Source organism: Marseilla massiliensis, assembly GCF_023336985.1.
GTDB lineage: Bacteria > Bacteroidota > Bacteroidia > Bacteroidales > Bacteroidaceae > Prevotella > Prevotella intestinigallinarum.
Map to the genome: position 1 here is coordinate 13,030 of NZ_JAMBLP010000009.1, position 22,144 is coordinate 35,173.

At 51.0% G+C, this 22,144-nt stretch carries 20 protein-coding genes; 8 read left to right on the forward strand and 12 right to left on the reverse strand.

Annotated features, from left to right (window positions below):
- The first annotated feature begins 12 nt into the window (after positions 1 to 12).
- From M3089_RS08085 to trxB, 5 genes are all read left to right on the forward strand, one after another.
- On the forward strand, positions 13 to 2,016 hold the full coding sequence (locus M3089_RS08085) for a DUF6359 domain-containing protein (protein ID WP_249083215.1): 2,004 nt from the start codon (positions 13 to 15) through the stop codon (positions 2,014 to 2,016).
- 1,114 nt (positions 2,017 to 3,130) lie between these two features.
- Entirely contained in the window at positions 3,131 to 3,385 is a 255-nt protein-coding gene (locus M3089_RS08090) for a type B 50S ribosomal protein L31 (protein ID WP_205109347.1), read from the forward strand.
- Positions 3,386 to 3,472: 87 nt separating this feature from the next.
- On the forward strand, positions 3,473 to 4,405 hold the full coding sequence (locus tag M3089_RS08095) for a DNA/RNA non-specific endonuclease (RefSeq protein ID WP_249083217.1): 933 nt from the start codon (positions 3,473 to 3,475) through the stop codon (positions 4,403 to 4,405).
- A gap of 149 nt (positions 4,406 to 4,554) precedes the next feature.
- Positions 4,555 to 5,109: a glutathione peroxidase gene (locus M3089_RS08100; protein ID WP_249083219.1), complete on the forward strand. Its 555-nt coding sequence runs from the start codon at positions 4,555 to 4,557 to the stop codon at positions 5,107 to 5,109.
- A gap of 33 nt (positions 5,110 to 5,142) precedes the next feature.
- Positions 5,143 to 6,087, forward strand: a complete 945-nt coding sequence (gene trxB, locus M3089_RS08105; RefSeq protein ID WP_249083221.1) for a thioredoxin-disulfide reductase — start codon at positions 5,143 to 5,145, stop codon at positions 6,085 to 6,087.
- Positions 6,088 to 6,212: 125 nt separating this feature from the next.
- Here trxB and M3089_RS08110 read toward each other — a convergent pair whose 3' ends face one another.
- From M3089_RS08110 to M3089_RS08135, 6 genes are all read right to left on the reverse strand, one after another.
- Positions 6,213 to 6,863, reverse strand: a complete 651-nt coding sequence (locus M3089_RS08110; protein ID WP_249083222.1) for an HAD family hydrolase — start codon at positions 6,861 to 6,863, stop codon at positions 6,213 to 6,215.
- A gap of 34 nt (positions 6,864 to 6,897) precedes the next feature.
- The gene (locus tag M3089_RS08115) at positions 6,898 to 8,334 is read right to left on the reverse strand and encodes a sodium:solute symporter (protein WP_249083224.1); all 1,437 of its coding nucleotides are present in this window, start codon (positions 8,332 to 8,334) and stop codon (positions 6,898 to 6,900) included.
- Positions 8,335 to 8,456: 122 nt separating this feature from the next.
- Positions 8,457 to 8,843, reverse strand: a complete 387-nt coding sequence (locus tag M3089_RS08120) for a VOC family protein (protein WP_249083226.1) — start codon at positions 8,841 to 8,843, stop codon at positions 8,457 to 8,459.
- A 148-nt stretch (positions 8,844 to 8,991) separates the two neighbouring features.
- Positions 8,992 to 10,035, reverse strand: a complete 1,044-nt coding sequence (locus M3089_RS08125; protein ID WP_249083228.1) for a hypothetical protein — start codon at positions 10,033 to 10,035, stop codon at positions 8,992 to 8,994.
- Between the two features lie 182 nt (positions 10,036 to 10,217).
- A complete protein-coding gene (locus tag M3089_RS08130; protein WP_205109362.1) occupies positions 10,218 to 10,802 on the reverse strand; it encodes a sugar transferase in 585 nt (194 codons plus the stop codon).
- Positions 10,803 to 10,977: 175 nt separating this feature from the next.
- Complete coding sequence (locus M3089_RS08135; protein WP_249083230.1) at positions 10,978 to 11,781, reverse strand: glycosyltransferase family 2 protein; 804 nt, start codon at positions 11,779 to 11,781, stop codon at positions 10,978 to 10,980.
- 522 nt (positions 11,782 to 12,303) lie between these two features.
- Here M3089_RS08135 and M3089_RS08140 point away from each other — a divergent pair.
- From M3089_RS08140 to M3089_RS08150, 3 genes are all read left to right on the forward strand, one after another.
- Positions 12,304 to 13,854, forward strand: coding sequence for a capsule assembly Wzi family protein (locus M3089_RS08140; RefSeq protein ID WP_249083231.1), 1,551 nt, complete (start codon positions 12,304 to 12,306; stop codon positions 13,852 to 13,854).
- Between the two features lie 14 nt (positions 13,855 to 13,868).
- Complete coding sequence (locus M3089_RS08145; protein WP_205109368.1) at positions 13,869 to 14,312, forward strand: lipocalin-like domain-containing protein; 444 nt, start codon at positions 13,869 to 13,871, stop codon at positions 14,310 to 14,312.
- Between the two features lie 112 nt (positions 14,313 to 14,424).
- Positions 14,425 to 15,687: a hypothetical protein gene (locus M3089_RS08150; protein ID WP_249083233.1), complete on the forward strand. Its 1,263-nt coding sequence runs from the start codon at positions 14,425 to 14,427 to the stop codon at positions 15,685 to 15,687.
- On the opposite strand, the gene M3089_RS08155 is transcribed toward M3089_RS08150, so the two are convergent.
- The 6 genes from M3089_RS08155 to M3089_RS08180 are packed head-to-tail and all read right to left on the reverse strand — an operon-like array spanning position 15,681 to position 22,133.
- Positions 15,681 to 16,487 carry a glycosyltransferase family 2 protein gene (locus M3089_RS08155; protein WP_249083235.1) on the reverse strand — a complete coding sequence of 269 codons (807 nt, stop codon included), beginning with the start codon at positions 16,485 to 16,487 and terminating at the stop codon, positions 15,681 to 15,683. The two genes, M3089_RS08150 and M3089_RS08155, sit on opposite strands and share 7 nt — an antisense overlap.
- Position 16,488: 1 nt before the next feature.
- Positions 16,489 to 17,580 (reverse strand): glycosyltransferase WbsX family protein, encoded by a 1,092-nt coding sequence (locus M3089_RS08160; RefSeq protein ID WP_249083237.1) that lies wholly within the window; start codon positions 17,578 to 17,580, stop codon positions 16,489 to 16,491.
- Positions 17,577 to 18,221 (reverse strand): acyltransferase, encoded by a 645-nt coding sequence (locus M3089_RS15860; protein ID WP_205109375.1) that lies wholly within the window; start codon positions 18,219 to 18,221, stop codon positions 17,577 to 17,579. Before M3089_RS15860 ends, M3089_RS08160 begins: the two co-directional genes overlap by 4 nt.
- Positions 18,208 to 19,404 (reverse strand): glycosyltransferase family 4 protein, encoded by a 1,197-nt coding sequence (locus M3089_RS08170; protein ID WP_249083239.1) that lies wholly within the window; start codon positions 19,402 to 19,404, stop codon positions 18,208 to 18,210. Before M3089_RS08170 ends, M3089_RS15860 begins: the two co-directional genes overlap by 14 nt.
- Complete coding sequence (locus M3089_RS08175) at positions 19,394 to 20,590, reverse strand: hypothetical protein (RefSeq protein WP_249083240.1); 1,197 nt, start codon at positions 20,588 to 20,590, stop codon at positions 19,394 to 19,396. The genes M3089_RS08170 and M3089_RS08175 overlap by 11 nt, the downstream gene beginning before the upstream one ends.
- 10 nt (positions 20,591 to 20,600) lie before the next feature.
- Positions 20,601 to 22,133, reverse strand: a complete 1,533-nt coding sequence (locus tag M3089_RS08180) for a lipopolysaccharide biosynthesis protein (RefSeq protein WP_249083242.1) — start codon at positions 22,131 to 22,133, stop codon at positions 20,601 to 20,603.
- Between the last annotated feature and the right edge of the window lie 11 nt (positions 22,134 to 22,144).

The window sequence follows — 22,144 nt, forward strand, 5'->3', positions numbered from 1 at the left end:
AACCAGACGATTATGAAAAAGATATTCAGAACTATAATGGCCGTGGCCATTGCCGCGCTCACGTTTACTGCTTGTGAGGACGTGCCTGCGCCTTACGAGAATCCTAACGGCCAGGGGACAAAAGACCCTGTGGAGGGCGAATACATCAACGAGACTTTCGCCAGCAACTTCGGCAAGTTCACTGTGCATACCGTCACCGGCACGCCGTGGGTGATAGACTTCGGAACTGCCAAGGCAAGCGGTTATGACAACTCTTCGCAAGTGACCACCCCGTCGGAAAGCTACCTCGTGTCGCCAATGATCGACCTGAGCAACTCCAAGGGTGCCCACATCGAGTTTGAATACATACTCCGCTACATCACAAACTATGGCACGGCCGACCCGTCGAAGATTGTTAGCGTGCTCATTACCGACGCTTATACCGGCGACCCCACCACAACCAATTGGGAGAACATCACCGGTACGCTGACCGAGGGCCGCGACTGGTCCACATTCTCTGACTACAGCTACAACATAGGCGAGAGCTATATAGGCAAGCCCGACGTGCGCGTTGCGCTGTATTACAAGTGTGGCGACGACTCACCAACATGGGAGGTGAAAAACCTCAAGGTGCTCGAGGGTACTGCAGGCGAGAATCCTGACACGCCGCAACAGGGCGAAGGCGACGGCACCGAGGCATCGCCTTACAACGTGACGGCTGCAATAGCCAAGGGAGCAGCTTCGGGCGTGTTTGTAAAGGGATACATCGTGGGCTATGTGTCGGGCGTAAGCTATGACCAGGGCGCTGTGTTCTCAGCCGACACCTGCACTGTGATGACCAACCTGCTCATCGCTGCCAGCGCAACAGAGACGGCTGCTGCCAACTGCATGCCGGTGCAGTTGCCTGCCGGCGAGGTGCGCGAGGCTCTCAACCTTGTGCAGAACAAGGCCAACCTGGGCCAGGAAGTGACACTCTACGGCAACATAGAAAACTACTTCCGCGTGCCCGGTGTGAAGACCGTGACTTACGCCAAGATTGGCGACAAGGAGGTTGGCACAAAGCCGTCGCAGGGCGGTGAGGGCGAATACCTCAACGAATCGTTCAGCAGCAGCTTTGGAAAATTTAATGTAAGCACGGTGAAGGGAACGCCGTGGGTAATCGATTTCGGCACTGCCAAGGCCAGCGGCTACGACAACGCCTCGAAGGTGACAACCCCGTCGGAGAGCTATCTCGTGTCGCCTGCCATCGACTTGACGTCGGCAAAGGCCGTCAGCGTTGAATTTGACTACATACTCCGCTATGTGACCAACAACGGGGAGCCTGTCGGAGGAGTGAACAACAAGGTGCTCATCACCGACAACTATACCGGCAACCCTGCCACAACCGAGTGGACCGACATCACCGGCACGCTCACCGAAGGCCGCGACTGGACTACGTTCTCTAAGTATTCGGCAGCAGTGCCGGCCAAGTTCATCGGCAAGAGCGGCGTGGTCATCGCCCTGTATTATTCTTGTGACTCAAGCTCGGGCACATGGGAGGTAAAGAACCTCGTTGTTGCCGAAGGCGAGCCCGGCGGTGGCGATAACCCCGGTGGCGGCGAGGTGAGCGGCGACACGTTTGTGGCCGACCTCAGCACCTTTGGTTATGAGAATGCCGTAGACGTTGAAAACGTCAACCTCAGCGACGGCACTGTGCTTACGTTTGCACAGGAAGGCGGCAACAACCATCCGAAGTATTACAACGCCACAAAGGGTGTGCGCATGTATGCGCTCAATTCGCTCACTGTGAAGGCTTCGGGCAAGACCATCGTTGGCATCAAGCTGCAGTGCGACTCCTATAACGGCACCGACTATGTGGGCAATCCGCAGCTTTATGCTGAGGCCGGCTCAACCAAGGTGAAGCCGAATGTGAGTGGCACCACTGTGACGTTCAGCGGCTTGAGCGGCAACTCGGTGAAGATTGTCAATGACTGGACAGGAAACAGCGGCGGCACGCAGCTCCGCGTCAAGGTGGTAGAGATAACTTACGCCGAATAACCAATAATATTTTCATTTAATTTTTTTCATAGCATATTTGTTTTCCCCATCCCCGTTAGTTCGGGGGTGGGGTTTTCTTTTGATGCGCTTGCCGATGCCGCCATGCCGACGCAGCAGCCAACCTACGGAAACGTTGGTGGTAGGGCGAAATGCGATGATGGGTGGCGGGCTTGCTTAGGGACGGCCGTTTTGTTTTGTCGTTTTTAGATGTTTAATTGTTGCCTGTGCATGTCTTTTTTCAACAAGGCAAACCGCCACAGGCATCATGTGTGGTTTTTGCATTGTTCCAGTGCGCATTATTTTCCGACAAGACAATAAGCTGCCGTGATGCCGTCGTAAACATACTTCTGGCTCGTTTGGATTGGCGGGCAAGCCCGACGTGAGCGCTCGCCCGTCGAATAGGCGAGAGCTGTTGGTTGCTTGGCCATGTAGGGCATGAGCACTTGGCTAAATGGTCGTGGCGTTCAATAAAACTTATTCCCGGTTTACCCGACAGCGTCCTGCCTGCGCAGGCAGAGCAGTGAGTGCGGTGGCGGCGGTGCCATTGCCGTTGTGCGGGCCATGGTGCGCCAGGTGTCTGCAAGTGGTGCGTGTAGTGGCGGGCGTTGTGACGGCATAAGAAAATGAGGCACAGTGGCGTCGGTGGCCCTGTATGGGCCTTTAGGCGTACACTCCAGACAACAGTGTGCGAAAGCACGGGGAAAAAGAAATAATGAATGCGTACAATATGATTGTGGTTGCAAATATGCAACTAAATTCAGCATCAACATTCTAGCCCTTCCTTGTATGCCACATCGGGCAGTCAAACAGGCCGTATGGCGCTTCGATATGGCCTGTTTCCGAATCCAAAACGGCCCGTTTCGTGGGCCCGAACGATGGCTGTTGCAAGTGGCTGGATGCCAGGCGGTTGGCCACAACGTGAGTTGCCGCTGCATTTAAGCATGAAAATGTTAACGGCAGCGCGAGCCAGCCAGACGCCGTAAGGCCAAATTGCAGATAGCCGGCATGCAAAAACTAAAAAATGGCGCCTGAAATTTTGGTATGCCGAAATTTATTTGTAACTTTGCAGCCCAAAGCGAATATATTCAATAACAAACAATAATTTAAAGTTAAAATGAAAAAAGGTATTCACCCAGAAAACTATCGCCCCGTCGTATTCAAGGATATGTCCAACGGCGATATGTTCCTTTCACGTTCTACGTGCAAGACAAACGACACTGTGGAATTTGAAGGCGAGACTTACCCGGTCGTAAAATTGGAAATCTCGAGCACCTCGCACCCGTTCTATACCGGCAAGAGCAAGCTCGTTGACACTGCGGGTCGTGTTGATAAGTTCATGAGCCGTTACGGTAAGGCTGCTAAGAAATAAGATACATCCTACCTTAATATATAAAAGGCGCGCCCGTGTAGTTGCAGATTCCCGGGAGCGCCTTTTTTACGTGCAATTGTTCCATTGATGATTAAAACATATTATTTCGCGTCATTGGCTCTTGCCTTGGCGGTGTCTGCAGCCTCGTGCAGCTCCGACGATGCCAACGGTGGTTCGGGTGAAGCGTCAGGCAATGCCAATGCAAACAGCACAATATTGACTGGCGAAGCCGGAAGGCTTGAGTTTCCAAAAGTACGCAACGACGGGCACAGCATGGTTGTTGTGCATTATACCGACGGTTACGGGCTCAACTATTCTGTCGAATGGGATTGTGAGAAACGGGCGCAACGCTGGACATGCTATGCCATGTACAATGCCAACAGCGTGACAAACTGGAACCGAAACAACTGGAAGAATGCCACATGGCAGGGAAAACAGTGGCATTCCGACCCGTTCCAGGAAGACCCCGACCTGCCGGAATACTGCCGTACCACGCTATCCGACTACCGTGGGTCGGGATTTAACCGCGGCCACATCTGCCCTTCGGCCGACCGCCTGTGCTCCATGGATGCCAACGGGCAGACGTTCTACCTGTCGAACATGCAGCCACAGTACTACAACTTCAACGCCGGGCTTTGGGAAAAGATGGAGGAGCAGGTGCGCTCGTGGAACCGAAGCTCATTCAGAGACACGCTATATGTTTGCAAGGGCGGCACCATCGAAGACTATGGGGCTACCAAGGGAGTGATGCGGCATACCTCGTCGGGCCTCATCGTTCCTCGCTATTTCTTCATGGCCCTGCTTTGCAAGAAAGGCGACACGTACAAGGCCATCGGATTGTGGGCCGAGCACATCAACGCAGACCATTCTTCCGACAAGCTGAGCGACTATGCCGTGTCTATAGACGAACTGGAGCAGCTCACCGGGATTGATTTCTTCTGCAACCTGCCCGACGACACCGAGAGGCGTGTCGAGTCAATATCAAGTGACAATGCAATCAGGGCCTGGGGGCTGAGGTGAGTGCTTCATTCAGGGCTCGCAGTGGGGCAGACGCAAAGGGTTGATATTAATAAAATGCTTAATTTGTCTGTCCAAAGTTTGGTTTTGAGCGGGAAAATCAGTATTTTTGCGTCACCTAACAACATGACACAAACTATTGTAATAAAGAAATGAAGACTGTTTATGATTTCTCTGTCAAAGACAGAAAAGGAAAAGACGTATCGTTGAAAGAGTATTCCAACGAAGTGCTCCTCATTGTAAATACCGCCACCAAGTGCGGATTTACACCGCAGTATGAGGAACTGGAGAAACTCTACGAGAAATACCATGGCCAGGGATTTGAGATATTGGATTTCCCGTGTAATCAGTTTGGCCAGCAGGCTCCCGGAACAGACGAGGCCATCCACAGTTTCTGTAAGCTGACCTATGGCACGGAGTTCCCACGGTTCAAGAAGGTGAAGGTAAACGGTGACGACGCAGACCCGTTGTTCAAGTTCCTCAAGGAGCAGAAGGGCTTTGCCGGCTGGGACATGAGCCATCCGCTGGCCCCGGTGCTCGACGACATGCTGTCGAAGGAAGACCCTGACTACAAGGAGAAGGCCGACATAAAATGGAACTTCACAAAGTTCCTGACAAACAAGCTGGGCATGGTGGTAGAGCGTTTCGAGCCCACCGAGAGCATCGACAACATTGCCGCCAAGATAGAGGAGCTGCTGAAAAAATAACCGGCTGAGGCCAAAAAACCGTAAAACAAGTATATGGAACAGAATACAGAGCACGTACGTTGCCTAATCGTGGGCAGTGGACCGGCGGGGTACACTGCTGCCATATATGCCGCGCGGGCCAACCTCAAGCCCGTTGAGTATTGCGGTATCCAACCCGGCGGACAGCTGACCCAGACCACAACGGTGGAGAATTTTCCCGGTTACCCGCAAGGGGTCGACGGAAACCAGATGATGATGGACTTGCGCGAGCAGGCCGAGAGCTTCGGAACCGACATTCGCGACGGGGCCATCGTAAAGGCCGACTTGTCGAAGGCTCCCTACAGGCTTACAGCCGAAGACGGCCATGAGATACTTGCCGATACCGTGATTATTGCGACGGGGGCTTCTGCAAAATATCTTGGGCTTGACGACGAAAAGAAGTACAACGGGCAAGGTGTGTCGGCTTGTGCCACTTGCGACGGCTTTTTCTACCGCAAGAAGACTGTTGCTGTAGTGGGAGGCGGCGACACTGCCTGTGAGGATGCGCTCTACCTGGCCGGCCTTGCCAAGAAGGTGTACATGATAGTGCGCAAGCCTTATCTGCGCGCTTCGAAGGTTATGCAGGAGCGTGTGCTTTCAACCGAGAACATCGAAGTGCTCTTTGAGCACAACACACTGGGGCTGTTTGGCGAAAACGGGGTAGAGGGCGCCCATCTGGTAAAGCGCAAGGGCGAGCCCGACGAAGAGAAGGTGGACATCAGCATCGATGGCTTCTTCCTTGCCATAGGGCATACCCCGAACAGCGAAGTGTTCCGTGAATGGCTTGACACCGACGAGGTGGGATATCTAAAGAAGATCGACGGTACGCCGCGTACGAAGGTTCCCGGAGTATTCGTGGCAGGCGACGTGGCCGATCCTGTATATCGCCAGGCCATTACGGCTGCCGGCTCAGGTTGCCAGGCTGCCATAGAGGCAGAGCGCTACTTGCTCAATGCATGACGGCAGGCAGCCTGTCGTGGCTGTATAAAATATGGAAGCGGCCCCACAGACAAGAGTGTCTGTGGGGCCGCTTTGCAATCGTGCGATGTGAAGGCGCTGCCTTTTCCCGGGGATTGTCGCAACCTTCAGCTGTTCAGTTTGTTTATTATGCCCGCCAGTTGCGAAAAGTCGCTTATGCGGTAGTCGGCTTCTCTCAGCTCTTCAATCTTTCCATTGCCGTAAGTCACGGCACAGGTAACGGCACCGGCTGCGCGTCCCATGTCAATGTCATACCTCGTGTCGCCAACCATGATGGCTTCATCGGCCCTGCTTCCTGTTTCACCAAGTATTTTTATTATCATGTCGGGAGCCGGCTTTGGGTGCTCTACATCATTAGCTGCCACCACGATTTCCACATAGCCATCGAGGGCCATGTCGTCAAGGAAAGCCAGCAGCGAATGGCGGCTGCGGCTGCTGGCTATGCATATCTTCATCCCGGAGTTGTGAAGTTGCTTTATTGTTTCGACAACGTTGGGGAACACTTGCACCTTGTAGTCGGCATTGTTGCGTGCAAATATCTCACGGTATGTCGACTCACACCGTGCTGCGGTAACGTCGTCCATGGGCATCAGCTGGCTGAAACACTGCCTCAGCGGCAGGCCAATCATAGCTGCGCATTGTGCGTCCGACTGCATGGGCAACCCGACTGCGTCCAAAGTTTGCTGCATTGTCCTCACTATCAGGCCGCAGGTGTCCCCTATGGTTCCGTCAAAATCAAGAATAACTGTATTAATCATTGTTCGTTGTTAAAGTGGTTGTTATGCTCTTTGGCTATGGTTGCTGCCTTGCCATCCCTCTGCCTGAAAAGCACAGAAGCCCTGCAAAGGTGAGGGCACCGTTGAGCAGCAGGAGTTCGTAGCCGAAGTGGTAGCCCGTAAGCACAGGCACCAAGTGGTCTATGGCAAGGCACACCAGAGGCGATGCGATGGCGATGTATGGCACGGCTGCGTCGAGCGTCTGCCGTTTGGTTAGCATGCCAAAGGCAAATAGACCGAGCAGAGGGCCGTAAGTGTAAGAGCACAGAGTGTATATCGCATTGAGCACGCTGGTAGAGTTGATTGCGCGGAAAAGCAAGATAAAGGCTATGAACACCACGCAGACTGCAATGTGCGCCCGGCGTCTGAGGCGTTCGTCGCCGCCTCGCCCGGCAATGTCGATGCAAAAGCTGGTGGTCAGTGCCGTCAGTGCCGAGTCGGCACTGCTGAACGCGGCAGCTACAATGCCTATGGTGAAAAGCACAACGACTGCAGTGCCGAGCTGGCCGGTGGCCGCAAACATGGGCAGGAGCTCGTCGCCGTTTGCCGGCAGTGGCACTCCCTTCTGTGAAGCCAATTGCACAAGCAACACACCCAAGGCCAGGAAAAGAAGGTTGGCGGGGAAGAAAGCGAAGCCATAGGTACACATGTCTTTCTGCGCCTCGCGCAAAGTCTTGCACGTCAGGTTCTTTTGCATCATGTCTTGGTCTAGCCCCGTCATCACGACAACGATGAAAGCACCGCTTACAAATTGCTTCCAGAAGTTCTGTGTCGACATCCAGTCGTCAAACACAAATATGCGGCTCATGGGGTCGAGGGCCACTGAGCGTGCCGCCTCGCCCATGTTCATGTCCATTGATGAGGCAACATTGGCTATGATAAGCATTAGTGACGTGAAAAGGCAAACGGTCTGGAACGAGTCTGTCCAGACCAAGGTCTTGATGCCTCCGCGGTGTGTGTACAGCCATATCAGGGCCACCATGCACGATGCCGTGGCAAAGAATGGTATGCCAAAGTCGTCGCACACGAATGCCTGGACGATGAGACATACCACATAAAACCGCAACGAGGCACCCAGAATCTTTGAAAGCAGGAAATACCAGGCCCCGGTCTTGTAGGCCATCTTGCCTATGCGCGATTCGAGATATGAATATATCGTGGTCAGGTTGAGCCGGTAATAGAGCGGCAGCAGTATGAATGCCACAATGAAGTAGCCGGGTATGAACCCGAGGCATGTCTGAAGGTAGGTCATGCCAGACGTTGTGACCATGCCCGGAACAGACACGTAGGTGACGCCAGATATGGATGCCCCAACCATGCCGAACGCTACCATGTACCATGGCGAACGTCGGTCGGCCCGGTAGAAAGTGTTGTTTGTTGCCCTCCGTCCGGTTACCCTGCTTACGGCAAAGAGCGCGGCGAAATACGCCAAGAGCGTAATTATTATTATCATGATGCAAAGTTACGAAAAAACTGCGTAATTGTGCGTTCGCTATTTTGCAAACTTCAATATGAGGGATAAACAAACTTGCTTTCATTTGGTGCCCTTGCATGGCTTGCAACTGGGTCTGGCGTTTATTCTGAAATCTCTATGCAGTTGCCTTCCGGGTCGGCCACGGTGCTCTCATAGTATCCGTCGCCCGTGGTCCTTGGGTTGCTCAGTATGGCGTATCCGTCGTTTCTCAGCCTTTCGGTTAATTCGTCTACCGCTTCTTTGCTGCCCACGGAGATTGAAAAATGGGCGAGGCCAGCCATGCCACAGCCCTGTTCTTTGACATACCTGCCGGGTGTGTGCATTAGTTCTATGCGCGTAGTGCCATCGCCAAAAGACAAGAAGTAAGATGTAAATCTCTTCGTCGGGTTGATGTATTTGTCGCCGCATGCCAAGTGAAAGTATCTTGTATAAAATGCCTTGAGCCTTTCGATGTCTGCTGCCCAAATCGCAATGTGGTCTATTCTCATGCCTCGATGTTCTTGTTTGTATGCTCTAATGAAACGTGCAAACAGCCTTATGCAATCGTGTGTCTCAACCGTTGGGGTTGCAACAGGCAATTAATGCCATGGTGCATAGGGCTGTTTGCCAGATGTTTTTATTGAAGTTCGCCGTGCTCTATCGCCGTCCGCTGAATCCGTTGCCGGAGCTTGTGGCGCCTTGGCGCGTGCCTGCGCTTCGCGTAGATGCGCCGGAGTTGCCACGTGTAGAGCGGAAAGAGCCGCTTTGCATGCTGCTTGAAGGCCTCGAGCTGCGGAAGTTGCTTGAAGGCGTATTGCTTCTTATTGTATTTGTTGTCGACGTGTTGTTGCGCCTCGTGTTGCTGAACGACCCGCTGTTCCTGGCTCCGCCGAATGTCGTAGTGCGCATCGTTGAGTTGGGCTGCCGTGTGGTTGTTGTGACGTCCGGCCTGCGGAACCCCGAGCTTCCGGTGCTTACTTTGTTGGCGTTGAACGTGTTCGACTTGCTTGAGTTGTCGCCAATGCGGAATGTGCCATTAGAAGAAGGGCGGTTGGCAGTGGTGTTTGTCCTGCTGTCTCTGAACGAACCGCTGCGGCGGCTGTTGCCGAATCGGTTGTTGTCGTTGCCGTTATTCACTGTGACGCGGGTCGAACTGTTGCCTCCGGCACGCTTGCCCCTGAAGTCACCCCTGTCCCAGCTGTCGCGCATTCCGCCGCGATGAGCCGAATTGTGGTAGTGGTCGCGGTGAGCGTGGTAATAACTTCGTCCGCCGTTGCTTCTCCAGCTGTGTCCTCCCCGGTATGATATATAAATGGTGGGCCGGCTGAAGTAGAAGTAGTTCCGCCTGGGATAGCGCGCATAGATGGCAAAGTGCCAGAAGCCGTCAGACCAGTACAGTGGGCGGTAGAAATAGGTTGCAGCGCAGAAGGCATCCCATTGCCATTGCAGCAGGATGTAGCTCATGTCGAGGTTTCGCCTGCGCCAGTAGTCGCTGTATACGTCGTCTACAGTTGCAACGCCCATGAGGTAGTCGAGGTTTATTTCGTAGGCGGCGTCATACTGGTCGGGAGTTAGGTTGAGTTCGTAAGCCATCTTGTCGGTAAGGAAGTAGGCTTCGCGACGTGCCTGCTCATAACTCATGGCCTTTGTCGAGGCTGTGATGCAGAGCATTGCTATGAGAGTCATTATTAACTTTTTCATGTCCTGACGTGTTTAATTCGTAAATCATGTTGCCTGATAGGAACGAACGGTATGCCGTGTGAAGTTTTCCACCATGGACAACCTGTTCTTCCATGGTGCAAAGTAAGAAGAAAATGCTGAAAAAAACAAGGGATTTCCCCTAAGCGTTACAGGGGGAATCCCTAATGGAAAATGTTTTCTGTCTAGAATTTCTTGCCGAAGACTATGCTTACAAACGTTTTCACCAGTATGGTGAAGTCCATTCGCAGCGAATGGTGCTCGAGGTAATAGAGGTCGAGCTCGAGACGTTTGAGCATTTTCTCCATGGTGTCGGTATATCCGTTATACAGCGTGGCGTATGATGTCACTCCCGGCCTGATCTTGTAGAGCAGTTCATATCGCGTGTCGTGCTCCATTATTTTGTCTATGAAATATTTTCGCTCAGGGCGGTAGCCTATGAAAGACATGTCGCCTTTCAGCACATTCCACAATTGTGGCAGTTCGTCAAGATGGTGTGCTCGCAAGAACTTCCCCACTTTGGTAAGCCTGTTGTCGTTTTCATTTTGGCAAAGAGCCGGCCCGTCTTTCTCGGCGTCAACCCTCATGCTTCTGAATTTGTAGATCATGAACGGCTTGCCCCCTTTGCCTATTCGCTCTTGGCTGAATGTTGCAGGTCCGCCGTCTTCCATTCTAATTGCGATGAAGCAAATTAAGAATAGAGGTGAGAAGACTATGATGGATATGGCCGCTATGATGAAGTCCAGGATGCGTTTTATGTAATCTCCCATTGCGAATGTTTGTCTCTGCTTGTTGATTTTGCTCTTTTCTTGTAATAAAGAACGTCGCGAGCGTGATAATATTGCTTATTAATGTTGAAAAAATTAAATTAATTTATTTTAGCCATTGTGCAGCCGCAAACATGGCGCAACAAATGTAATCGGGCCGTTGCGCTGCCGCCTCACGTCATATTGGGCGCTTGGTTTTCATATACCGGTTGCTCGTGGCTTTTACTTTGGTTACCTTCACGAAATAGCAAGGCAGGAAAACGAGGAAGAAATAGAGGCAAGACTTGGCGTGTGAATAACCCAGAATCTTGTTGTATACATTTAAATTGTATTTAATCAGTGATATTTTGTTGCGCGAAAGCGAGTCTTGCCGTATGCGGTATGACGCCAATGGCTTTTGTATGCCATAAGCTACAGTGCATTTCTTAAGTATGGTTAGCAGCAGGGCCCAGTCCTGGCGCTTGCGCAAGAGGGGGAAATAAAACTTTCCGTATTGCTGTGTGTCGTAAAGCAGTGTGAGGCAACCAATCTTGTTGTCGCGCTTCATCATGCCGAAGGTGACTTTCTTGGGAGATATGACAATGCCTTTCTCGTTGTTGTGCTGGTCGCACAGGATGTATGAAGAGTAGGTGAGGCAGCCTCCTTTTTGTTTCAGGAAGCTGACCTGCCTTTCGAGTTTGTCGGGAAACCACTTGTCGTCGCTGTCGCAGAATGCGATGTATTGGCCCTGTGCGTTCTTTATGGAGTTGTTTCTTGCATAGCCAGTGCCCTTGTTCTCGTCGAGAAAGAACACCTTCACCCTCTCGTCTTTAAGCATGTACGACCTTAAGATGGCCAATGTGGTCTCATCATCAGACTTGTCGTCTGTAATGATGAGCTCCAGATTCTTGTATGTTTGGTTGAGGATGCTGTCAATGCTCTCCGTCAAGATGCTTCCTGTGTTATAGGTGGGCATAATGACTGAAACAAGGTCTGTTTTCATTCGACTGGCTTATTTTTGCTGCAAAGTTAGTTATTTTTTTTGTACCGAGCCAACAAAAGGTTGAAAATTTGGCAAAGCCTTTGTTGTTGGCATTTCGCCGTTAGCCGGGCCTTGGCATGGTTGCATGTTTATTCGGATAAAGGCATAAAGCCCGTGCATTCAGACGCCAAGACAAGACGGCCGCTGTAGGCTCCGTTTTCCGTATGTTCCCGGTTGTGGCGCAAAACCTGCCGTTTGGCGCTGCGATACGGCCCGTTTCGGAGTGCGATACAGCCTGTTTGGGGAGTGGATATGTCACGTTTTGCAACCCATTGTAAGTCAGATGGTTGCCGTGCGCAGCCATTGCCGCTGACATTTCGTTAGACAGTTGGTGGCAGTGGGTGCCTGTCGGCGGGCGCGCAGGGCAAATGGTGTGGCGTTTGCAGGTGCCAATATAAGCATGCCGGGCCGTATTTGTCGGCACCGGCATAATAAAAGTATTGTTTTTGCGTTTATATTCTATCATACTAATATTGTAGGTCAATGTATCGTAAGTTGCTTGTTTTAATGGTGTGCGGCCTCGCGTCACAGCATTTGCGTGCCAACGGCATCGAGTGGTTGGACGGGTTGCAATACAAGGCAGAGCTGCAGACATCGCTCTCAGACGGCCATACGCCATTGTGGCTCAACGCCAATAAGTTCGGGCTTAGCTCTTTATCCTCATCAAACGGATATGTGCGTGCGGCGGTAGAGCGTCCGCTTGCTGTCGATTCGGCAAGGAAGTGGGGGATAGGCTATGGCGTCGACTTGGCTGCAGCTTATAATTACACAAGTTCGTTTATCGTGCAGCAGGCTTTCGCAGAGGTGAGGTGGCTAAAGGGAGTGCTGACGGTTGGCAGCAAGGAATGGCCCATGGAACTGAAAAACAACAGCCTGAGCAGCGGCTCGCAGACGCTTGGCATCAATGCCCGGCCTGTGCCCCAGGCAAGGATAGCGCTGCCGGAATATTGGGACATACCTTTTACCAAAGGCTGGGTTGGCATAAAAGGCCATGTGGCATTTGGCAGGATGACCGACGACGGGTGGCAGCACGAGTTTACTTCACGTGAGAAAAAGTATGCCGACGATGTGCTTTACCATAGCAAGGCAGGCTATTTGCGCATAGGAAACGCGTCGAAGGGCTTTCCGGTAGTGATAGAGATGGGCCTTGAGATGGCCTCGCTCTTCGGCGGGACCATGTATCGTCCGGATGGCGAGGGCGGCATGGAAGTGTTTCATGGGGGCACAAGCCTGAAGGATTATTGGAATGTTTTTATACCCGGAGGTGCCGAAGCCAACGAGGACATATACAGGAATGTTGCCGGCGACATGCTCGGCAGCTGGGTGATGCGCGTCAGTTATGATGCCGACAAATGGCGCCTGGGGCTGTATGCCGACCATTTCTTCGAGGACCATTCGCAAATGTTTTTCCTTGACTACAATGGATATGGGCAGGGCGACAACTGGAATGTAAGGCAAGACAACCGCTATTTCCTATATTATCTGAAAGACATCATGCTGGGGGCGGAATTGAACCTGAAGCACGGAACACTGTTGCGTGACATTGTTTTTGAATACTTATATTCAAAATATCAGAGCGGACCGGTGTATCACGACCGCACTCCGTCGATGAGCGAGCATATCGGCGGGCTTGACGACTACTACAATCACAGCTTGTATACGGGGTGGCAACATTGGGGACAGGTAATGGGTAACCCGTTATACCAGTCTCCCATATACAACGACGATGGCACCATCGGAGTAAAGAACAACCGTTTTTATGCTTTCCACCTGGGCATAGGCGGGCGCCCGCTCGCCAACCTGGGCTACCGGCTTCTGCTGACATGGCAGGAAGGATTGGGCACATACCGCGATCCTTACACCGAACCCAGGCACAACACCAGCTTCCTGGTTGAGGCAACATACGACTTCAAGGGGAAGACGCTCGGCGGTTTTGGCGTGACGTGTGGCTATGGCATGGACTTCGGCAGCATATTGGGCAATAACTATGGATTCCAGCTTACTGTCAGGAAAACAGGGTTGCTCGGGCTATGATAAACAATATGGAAATGAAAGACAGAATAAAGACCTTGGGGCTGGTTGCCGTCATGGCGTCGGTGATGGGGGCGTGTACACTTGAGACTTCGGGAAATGGCGACCTCGATGGCTTCTGGCATCTTGTCGCTGTCGACACTGTAGATACCGGCGGAGTATTGAATTTGTCGGACGAGCGGCTGTTTTGGTCGTTCCAGGGCAACCTGCTCAGCCATCGTGATGCAGACGGCAGGTGTGACGAGTTGATATCCTATTTTGAACGTCCCGGCGATTCGCTTTTCGTAACCAGGACATTCTTTTACGACAGACCGAACTCAGACCCGGCCGTAGAAGATGTGGGCGTGTTGCGGCCCTACGGCATCAACAAGCTGGGCGAGCATTTTTATGTGCAGCATCTTGACGGCGGGACAATGATTCTGCTTTCAGACAAGTTGAGGCTTTACTTGAAGAAAATGTAACGATACGGCGCTTCGTGCGATTGTGCATGTCCGTGAGGGTGCAACACTTTGCATTCCGCGGAATAATAAACCGCATTGTTTGGTCGTTGTAATATTAATAACGCTTTATGATATGAACAAGATAGAATCTTTTGTATATAGGCTGGTAAAGAACAATTATGTTGTAAAGAATGCGGTGAGGAACATATACCAGGGCTTTTACGACATACTGCCCAATTATGACTCCGACTTCGTTTCGCAGCCTATAGTCAGGAAGAACTGCTTCTTCGGATTCCACGACCTCGACCCCTTCAGTGCCGACGACAAGTGTGTGCTGTCCAACAGGCTTACCATACCCTTGCGCATGCCTACAAAAGACGATGTACTGGAAGTGGGGATGTGGGCCGGGCCCGATTTCGGCGAATGGACAAAGATAGGCGAGACACGTGCGTGGAATTACCACAAGGGGTGCCGGCTTCAGTGGGCCGGGCGTGGCAGGTGCATTTACAATGTTGCCGACGGAAGCCGTGTGAAGTCGGAGATGGTGGATGTGGCAAGCAGAGAAAGCCGCCGGATTGACTGGCCCATCGACTCGGTAAGCCCCGACGGACGTTTTGCGACATCGTTCAGCTACGAGCGCCTGCAGCAGTTTATGCCGGGTTATGGCTACGTGTATGGCGACGCCGACTCGTTTCTGGGCGAGCTGGCCCCGGCGTCGACCGGCCTGTTCCTTGTTGACCTTGAGGGCAACAGCCGCACGCTGTTGGTCGACTTGGCAGAGCTTGCCGCTTTCCGGCATGAGGCAGACATGGGCGACGCCCACCATTTTGTGACGCATACGGAGTTTTCGCACGACGGCCGCTATGTGGCCTTCCTTCACAGGTGGTATAAAGGTGTGAGGCGCAAGACCAGGCTGATAGTGTATGACCTGCATGAGAAGCAGATGTACGTGTCGCCTACAACCGGCATGGTGTCGCACTATTGCTGGAACAACGCCAACGGCATTGTAGCTTACTGCCGTATAGACGATGTCGATTCTCATGTTTATTTTTATGGGCCCGCCATGGATAGATACAAGCGGTGTGGCTATCCGAAGCTGAACTCCGACGGGCATCACCACTTTGTCACAGACAAGGAGTTTGTGGTTGACACATATCCCGATAAGTACAGGCATGCGCGGATATACAAAGTGAATGTTGAAACCGATGAGGTTTGCCTGTTGGCCAATGTGAGGAGTTACAAGAAGTTTGCCTCGCCAACGATATATAAGCATTGGTCGTGCGACCTTCATCCCCGTTGCAGCTCAGACGGCAAGTGGTTGTGTTTCGATTCGGTGTTTCCCGGCGAGCGAAGCCTGTGCATAATGCGGTTGGACGGCAATGTCGGCATTCAGTAGAATGCCGACATTATGTATTCCAAGGCTTTTGCATTGCAGTTGCAGTAGAAGCGCGACGGCATGTTTCCGGTAGATGCGTGCTCTGTGTCTTTCACAGCGATTGTCGGGTCGTAGACCACCTTCAGCCCCTGTTGCCGGCATTGCTCAGCCAGGTAAATCTCTTCGCCGAACAGGAATACCGGGTAGTTGATGATGCCGCATCTTTCAAAATACATTTTTGTGAGTATTATGAAAGAACCGTGTCCTCCGTATATCTCGCCTGCTTCATGGCTCTGGTATTTTTTCCTCCTGTAGGCTGTGCATCTATACAGATGGTAAAGCACGGGGTGGTTGAACAGGAAGCGAAGCATTTTCAACTTCTTCAACGAATAGCGTGCGGTCATCTTCGGGTTCCTGTCGCGTCGCTCTGTAGCCGAATATATCTTGGGGGCAATCCAGCCTATGCGCCCGCTGTTGCCGGCGCCATAATCGCTCGCGAGTTTATTCAGCGAGCATTTGTCCAGCTCGATGTCTACATTGCTTATTATTACGAAGTCGTAGGATTTGTAGTCTGTCTCCGACATCATTCTGTTTATCGCTCCAAAATAGCCAATGTTTTTGTGGAAAGGAAAAACAACGACCCTGATGCCTTCGGCCTTCGTGCTTATGGGCTTTATGTCTTCGGCTGTGTTGTCAGCAATGTATACGGTCACATCGGTAGGAGTGGCCTGCGTTTGGGCGGCGTCGACCACCGATCGTACAAACTTGTCTACGCATTCATACGAATTATACGTCACACAGTATATCGCTATTCTTGCCATATCATTTATATTCGTTAACGACATTGTATATTGCCTCTAAATATCCATATCCATGCGTTTCGTCGGGTTCGAGCGTAGCGCCTTCGGCCCATTCGTTCCAAGCATTAATGAATACATAGTTTGTTTTGTAGGTGCATGTGGTCTGCTTCACTTTGGCCCTTAGGTAGGTTTCAAACTGTTGCTTTGCCGGCGGCTCTACTATTGTTGACGCCAAGCCTCGGCGTGCGGTGTTGTCCCAGCCCACAAACGCGCCGCCGTAGGTGCCCACGGGCGACTGCAGCTGCAGCGACCTGTGGGCTACATCGTCAAACCTGAAAGGCTTGTTAAGCATGTGCGACGTGTTGAAAACCGCATTGAACAGCTTGACCACCCTTCTCCGTATGCGCTTATAGTTGAGTATGGCTGCAGGTTGCTGCATGTTTGTGCGTATAGGCTCGAATTCCACCCTGGCTTTGAACGGCAGGTTGCGCTTGTCTGTCTGCTTACCCCTCAGCGTCTCTACAAAGTGCATGCCGTTGAATCCGTTGCCGGCGGCAAGCTCATTCCAGCAGTCCATCATTTGCTTGGCGCAAGGAATGCTCTGCGGCTTGTATATCAGGAACATAGGGCAACCGTCGACCTTGATGTACCTTTCGTCTTTGAAAAACGGCAGCAGGTAGTCAAAGTGTTGCTTCCAGTCTTGCTCCATGCCGTAAGATTGCGGCATCAATATCTCGTGGTTCTTGCCGTCCCACGTCCTGGCCCACGGTTCGTTGGCCCACGAGAAGCAGAACCGCATGGGTATGTCTACATTGGCCAACAGCAGTTCTGCCGGTTTTTGCAGCAGCATCTTGCCACAGAACCAATAATGATACATGCACATGCCGTACACCCCATATTTGTTGGCCAGCCCGGCTTGCCATCTAAGCGTCTCCGGGTTTGTCAGGTCGTAATAATTAGAGTTGAGCGGAACTTTTGGCTGTTGGTGTTCCGAATATAGTGGCTTGGCTTTTCTAACGTTGACCCATTCGGTGAATCCCTTTCCCCACCACTTGTCGTTTTCGGGTATGGTGTGGAATTGGGGCAGGTAAAATGCTATGATGCGTGGCTTCATATCGATTGGTTTTGGTTGTTGCGTATTATCTTGGCAGGTATGCCGGCAGCTACGCACATAGAGGGTATGTCTTTGGTGACAATGCTGTTTGCGCCTATGATTGCTCCGTCGCCGATGTGTACACCGGGCATCACGCACACATTGTTGCCTATCCAGACGTTGTTGCCTATGACGACCTCGCCCTTGGATATCACCTGCCTGTCTTCCGGTGCAGCAAGCATGTCGTTGGCATTCGACTGCCCGTGTGAGTTGTCGGTTATGAGCACGTTGGTTCCCGTCAGCAGGTTGTCGCCAATGGTGATGCCGTTTACTGCCGTGATATGTATCCCGTTTCTTAGGTTGCAATTGTTTCCAATCCTTATCTTGACGCACGGCCGCTTGTCGCCCGGCTTTTCCCATGCCGTCAGTTGTGCGTCGGCGCTTATTCTTGTATGCTCACCTATAGATATCATGTCAAGCCCCTTCAGGTTTCCCGCCCTGTAGGCTATGACCGTGTCTTTGCCTATGGCGGCGAAATGACGCTTAAAGAACCCTGTGTATGCGTGTGAGACAGTTGCCCTCAACAGCATGGGGGCCGATGCCGGGAATATGAATGATAATATCCATCCGATAAACTCGGATGCACGTTTAATTATTCTCATTGTTTAAGATTTCAATATAGTAGTTGTAGACATTGTTTACACTCACTTCAACGGAATAGAGCCTGCTGACCACATCGGCTGCTGTAGCGATGGTTTCTTGGAAGACTTGTTGCTGGCTTCCGGCAATCTTGCACAGGTGGTCTGTCAGTTGCCCTTCCGTGTCATAGCGCAACCCTATTTCTTTGCCGCTCAGTTCAACGCCGTTGTCAAATTGTTCTTTTGTGCCGCCAGTATTGTGGCCAACCACAAGGCACCCGTTGAACATGGCTTCTGTCATGCAGAAGCCAAAGCCCTCAAATTCAGATGGTATTATTATGGCCAATGCGTGTTGCATCAACGAGGCGACGTCGGTGCGTGGCCCGAGAAACTTGATATGTTCGTTTATGCCGTGTGCTGCGATATGCTGCCTTATGTTCTGGCAGTAAGCGGCGTCTGTTGTCTCTCCTGCCACATACAGTGGTACCGGGTTGGGACCGCCCGACTTGCTCACATATTCTGTATAAGCCTTGACTAAAGGCAGCAGTCCCTTGCCCGGTTGTATTCTGCCGGCATATAGAAAATATCTCTCCTTGGCGTTGTTGGTCTTGACAGAGCCGATAGGGCACACCCCGTCGTAAATCACTCGTGAAGACGGCGTTGACTCAAGCTTGTGGTGCTTCCTGATGTCTTTTGTTATGCAAATGGAATAGTTGCCCGTCGACGTGAACATCCTGTGGTATGCTTCCTTGCTTGGAAAATACTTGATGTTGAAGTCTTTGTCGGCATATTCCCTGATATGGAATATGTGCGGTATGCCGAAGCGCTTTGCAATGTCATGCCCAATGTCCATTATGCTTACATTGGTATGTATGATGTCGATGTGCTTGTCTTTTATGTAGCCTGCTATTCTTTTGCATGAGTATGCGTTGAGCGCATGCCAGTAGAGCAGGCGAGGGATGTAGAGGATGATGTTCTTAAGCCCTTTGCATTTGGGGTAAACGTTTGGTCGGATCGGGGCATAGTATACTGTTGCGCCAATCTTGGCCAACTCTTCATATAGGCCATCCTTGCCGGGCAGCACAACCGTTGGCGATACGCCTTTTGCCATCAGTCCCGACAATAGGGAAGTGATGGCTTTGGATGCCCCTCCGAATGTGTTTGTTGAACTTAATATGTATAAGGCATTTATCTTGTTATGGTTCATCTCTTTTGGTTTGTAGGGTTATTGGTAGCTCAAAGGCCATGGCCATGAAATATACAGGTATGAAATTGCTGTACCAAAGGGGGAATGCCCTGGCAATGAAGTCGAGCAGTGCAAGGGCAAGTGCGGCTATCAGTGCACGCTTGTTTTTATGGTGCATTAATGCGGCGGTGTAGAACACGATGAGCAACAGTATGCCAACAAGTCCGTTTTCATAGAAAAACACCTTGTAGCCGGCATTGCCAAACGAGTAATCCATCTCCCGTCCAAACAGTATGTCTGATGATTGCAGGTATTGCGAATAGTCGGAGTCGAAGTCGGCCGTCACCCTGTTGTTGCCGGCAATTTCGCCGTCGTCCACCTCCAGGCGCAAAAGAATGAGGTCGTGGAATACATTGTCGCCGCCGTTGTAGAAGAATGCCGCCGCGATGGAGGCCGCCATCACTATCACTGTTGCTATAAGTTTTTTTATGAAGTTCTTTTTTTGCACCCAGTAACTCAGGAAAAAAAGCACTATCAGAAGTATGTAGGCTTCCAGCGAGAATGTCATTATTGTGGCAACCAATAGTACCACGTTCTGCGGCTTTCTCCATTTCCCGCACTGTGTCAGCAGCAACAGGTTGGTGGCAACACCAAGGTGGCTCGGCTCCAGGAATACCGAATGGAAGCGAGGTACGATGCTCATCAACGAACGGTCGTCAAGTAGAAAGAGGTAATAGTTGGAGAATGTATAGAAAGAGTCGTTGAACTCGGCATCTCGGCTTGGCAAAGGAAAACCGATGAGATACAAGAAGAACCACAGCATTGACGGGACAAGCAGTAAGGTCATTAGCCTTGTTATTATGTCCATCATCTTTTTTAGCTTGTCTGTTCCAATCCTGAATAGCGATAGGAATACTATTATGTGGAACACGTTTGCAATATATCCGCCCACGTTTCCGTTGTTTACAACCAGCTGATAGCATGACAGTACGGCAAAGGCAAATACAGGCAGCAGGAATGTGGTGTTGGTATAGATCTTATTGGATGACGTGGCTTCAACCAGCATGGACATCATTATGAACATGGCTGATATGATGATGTAGTATGAACCTAACGGCCACAGAAACCATGGATTGAGCGAACCGAAAAAGGCAATGACCATCCCGGCATAAAAGAAAGTGCTTGATAAGGCCTCTTTCTCTATCAAAAACAGTTTTTCAATATTTAGCACGGGTGGTAAGTCTTTGGTTTAGCAAATTCTTAATAAACTCTTTCTCCTTGTCGCTGGTGGAAAAATACCATCCGGATACCGCTCCGCTGATGACGCACAATGCGATGGTAACGACAAACCTGTAAGGCATGTCGATGACGTTTGCACATAATTCGCCAGTGATGGTGAGGGTGATGCACAATGGTATCAATGGAACTATTGTTTCTTTTATGAAGGATGCCGGTGACAGTCCTGCTGTCTTGGCCAAATATGGTATTCTGATCAAGGCGACGATTAATTCTACGATGGTATACGTCCACATTATTGCGGCTATTGTTCCACCGTTTGCCAAGATGAGATAGAAGAATGGCAGCAGTATCAACTTGGGCGTAAAGGTGATTATTGTGTATGTCTTTATTTTGCCCAACGCCTGGTTGGCCACATTGAGCCCTATGGTAATTTGGTCGAATAAGAATGCCAATATAATGAATCTGCAGAATGTGGCGGTGTGGTCCGGTACGTCTTTCAGCCAGAAACTGAGTATGGCCGGCATCTCAATCATTATTGGTATGGATATCATTGCCATGAATGCCGTTGAATACTTGCTTTCAAGGCCGGCCAGCCTGAGCATGTCTTCCCTGTGGTTGCCTCCCTCTGCTTTCAGTATTTGCGGGTTCATTGCATTGAGAATGGATGTTGCGATGAAAGATATTGCGCCATATACTTGAAACGAAATGCCGTAGGCAGCATTTATTACCGTCCCGAAGAAATGGTTGAGTATAATTCCTGTTCCTTGGTTTCTGCAAGCAATGGCCCCCATGCCGTATGATGTCCAGCCAATGAATCCTACAAGTTGCTTTATGCATTGCCTGTCTATCTGCTTTGGTTTGATTATTATGCAGCTTTCCTGGAAGTGCAACTTTGCGTAAGCCACATAAGCTATGAGGTTCAGGCTTAGCACCCCGGCCATCGCCCAGGCATAGGTTATAAGCCTGTCTATGGTTATATAAGATATGCAGATGGCGATGACCAGTTTCAGTACTCCATCAAAAATCTCGACCACAGATATGTACACAATGTTCTCCCTGGCAATGAAGAGCGCTTTGTATGGGGCCGTTATGATGGTGATGAAGAGCATGGCCACTGTTATTATATATACGGTGTCGGCAGCCTGGAGCCTTGCCGTTTCAATGTTCAGGACGTCAAAGACAATCCATTGCCTGCATACAAGCAGGGCACTTCCTATCACAACGCCTATAGTGATGTGCAGAAAGAGGCTGTTCGCGAATATTTTGCTTATATAATCGGTCTTGCCTGCGCCATGGTAATAGGATATGTAGCGTTGCGTCGTTATTACGAGAGCATTCGTGAGGAAGCCGAGCATGGCAACAACGCCTCCGACCACAGAATATATTCCATAGTCCGATACATTCAGTGCGTGAAGAATCAGGCGTGTGGAATATAGCGACAGGCAGATGTTGATTATTGCTTTTGTATATTGGGCAATTGTGTTTATTATGATGCGTTTTGCCGGTTCCATCTACTATTGCT

Bases quoted from the DNA above. Each gene is read 5' to 3' on its own strand.
- M3089_RS08085 (WP_249083215.1), top strand. From the start codon at position 13: ATGAAAAAGATATTCAGAACTATAATGGCCGTGGCCATTGCCGCGCTC.
- M3089_RS08145 (WP_205109368.1), top strand. From the start codon at position 13,869: ATGAAAGACAGAATAAAGACCTTGGGGCTGGTTGCCGTCATGGCGTCG.
- M3089_RS08160 (WP_249083237.1), bottom strand. From the start codon at position 17,580: ATGAAGCCACGCATCATAGCATTTTACCTGCCCCAATTCCACACCATA.
- M3089_RS08130 (WP_205109362.1), bottom strand. From the start codon at position 10,802: ATGGGAGATTACATAAAACGCATCCTGGACTTCATCATAGCGGCCATA.
- M3089_RS15860 (WP_205109375.1), bottom strand. From the start codon at position 18,221: ATGAGAATAATTAAACGTGCATCCGAGTTTATCGGATGGATATTATCA.
- M3089_RS08135 (WP_249083230.1), bottom strand. From the start codon at position 11,781: ATGAAAACAGACCTTGTTTCAGTCATTATGCCCACCTATAACACAGGA.
- M3089_RS08170 (WP_249083239.1), bottom strand. From the start codon at position 19,404: ATGAACCATAACAAGATAAATGCCTTATACATATTAAGTTCAACAAAC.
- M3089_RS08110 (WP_249083222.1), bottom strand. From the start codon at position 6,863: ATGATTAATACAGTTATTCTTGATTTTGACGGAACCATAGGGGACACC.
- trxB (WP_249083221.1), top strand. From the start codon at position 5,143: ATGGAACAGAATACAGAGCACGTACGTTGCCTAATCGTGGGCAGTGGA.
- M3089_RS08150 (WP_249083233.1), top strand. From the start codon at position 14,425: ATGAACAAGATAGAATCTTTTGTATATAGGCTGGTAAAGAACAATTAT.
- M3089_RS08120 (WP_249083226.1), bottom strand. From the start codon at position 8,843: ATGAGAATAGACCACATTGCGATTTGGGCAGCAGACATCGAAAGGCTC.
- M3089_RS08140 (WP_249083231.1), top strand. From the start codon at position 12,304: ATGTATCGTAAGTTGCTTGTTTTAATGGTGTGCGGCCTCGCGTCACAG.
- M3089_RS08180 (WP_249083242.1), bottom strand. From the start codon at position 22,133: ATGGAACCGGCAAAACGCATCATAATAAACACAATTGCCCAATATACA.
- M3089_RS08100 (WP_249083219.1), top strand. From the start codon at position 4,555: ATGAAGACTGTTTATGATTTCTCTGTCAAAGACAGAAAAGGAAAAGAC.
- M3089_RS08125 (WP_249083228.1), bottom strand. From the start codon at position 10,035: ATGAAAAAGTTAATAATGACTCTCATAGCAATGCTCTGCATCACAGCC.
- M3089_RS08115 (WP_249083224.1), bottom strand. From the start codon at position 8,334: ATGATAATAATAATTACGCTCTTGGCGTATTTCGCCGCGCTCTTTGCC.
- M3089_RS08095 (WP_249083217.1), top strand. From the start codon at position 3,473: ATGATTAAAACATATTATTTCGCGTCATTGGCTCTTGCCTTGGCGGTG.
- M3089_RS08090 (WP_205109347.1), top strand. From the start codon at position 3,131: ATGAAAAAAGGTATTCACCCAGAAAACTATCGCCCCGTCGTATTCAAG.
- M3089_RS08155 (WP_249083235.1), bottom strand. From the start codon at position 16,487: ATGGCAAGAATAGCGATATACTGTGTGACGTATAATTCGTATGAATGC.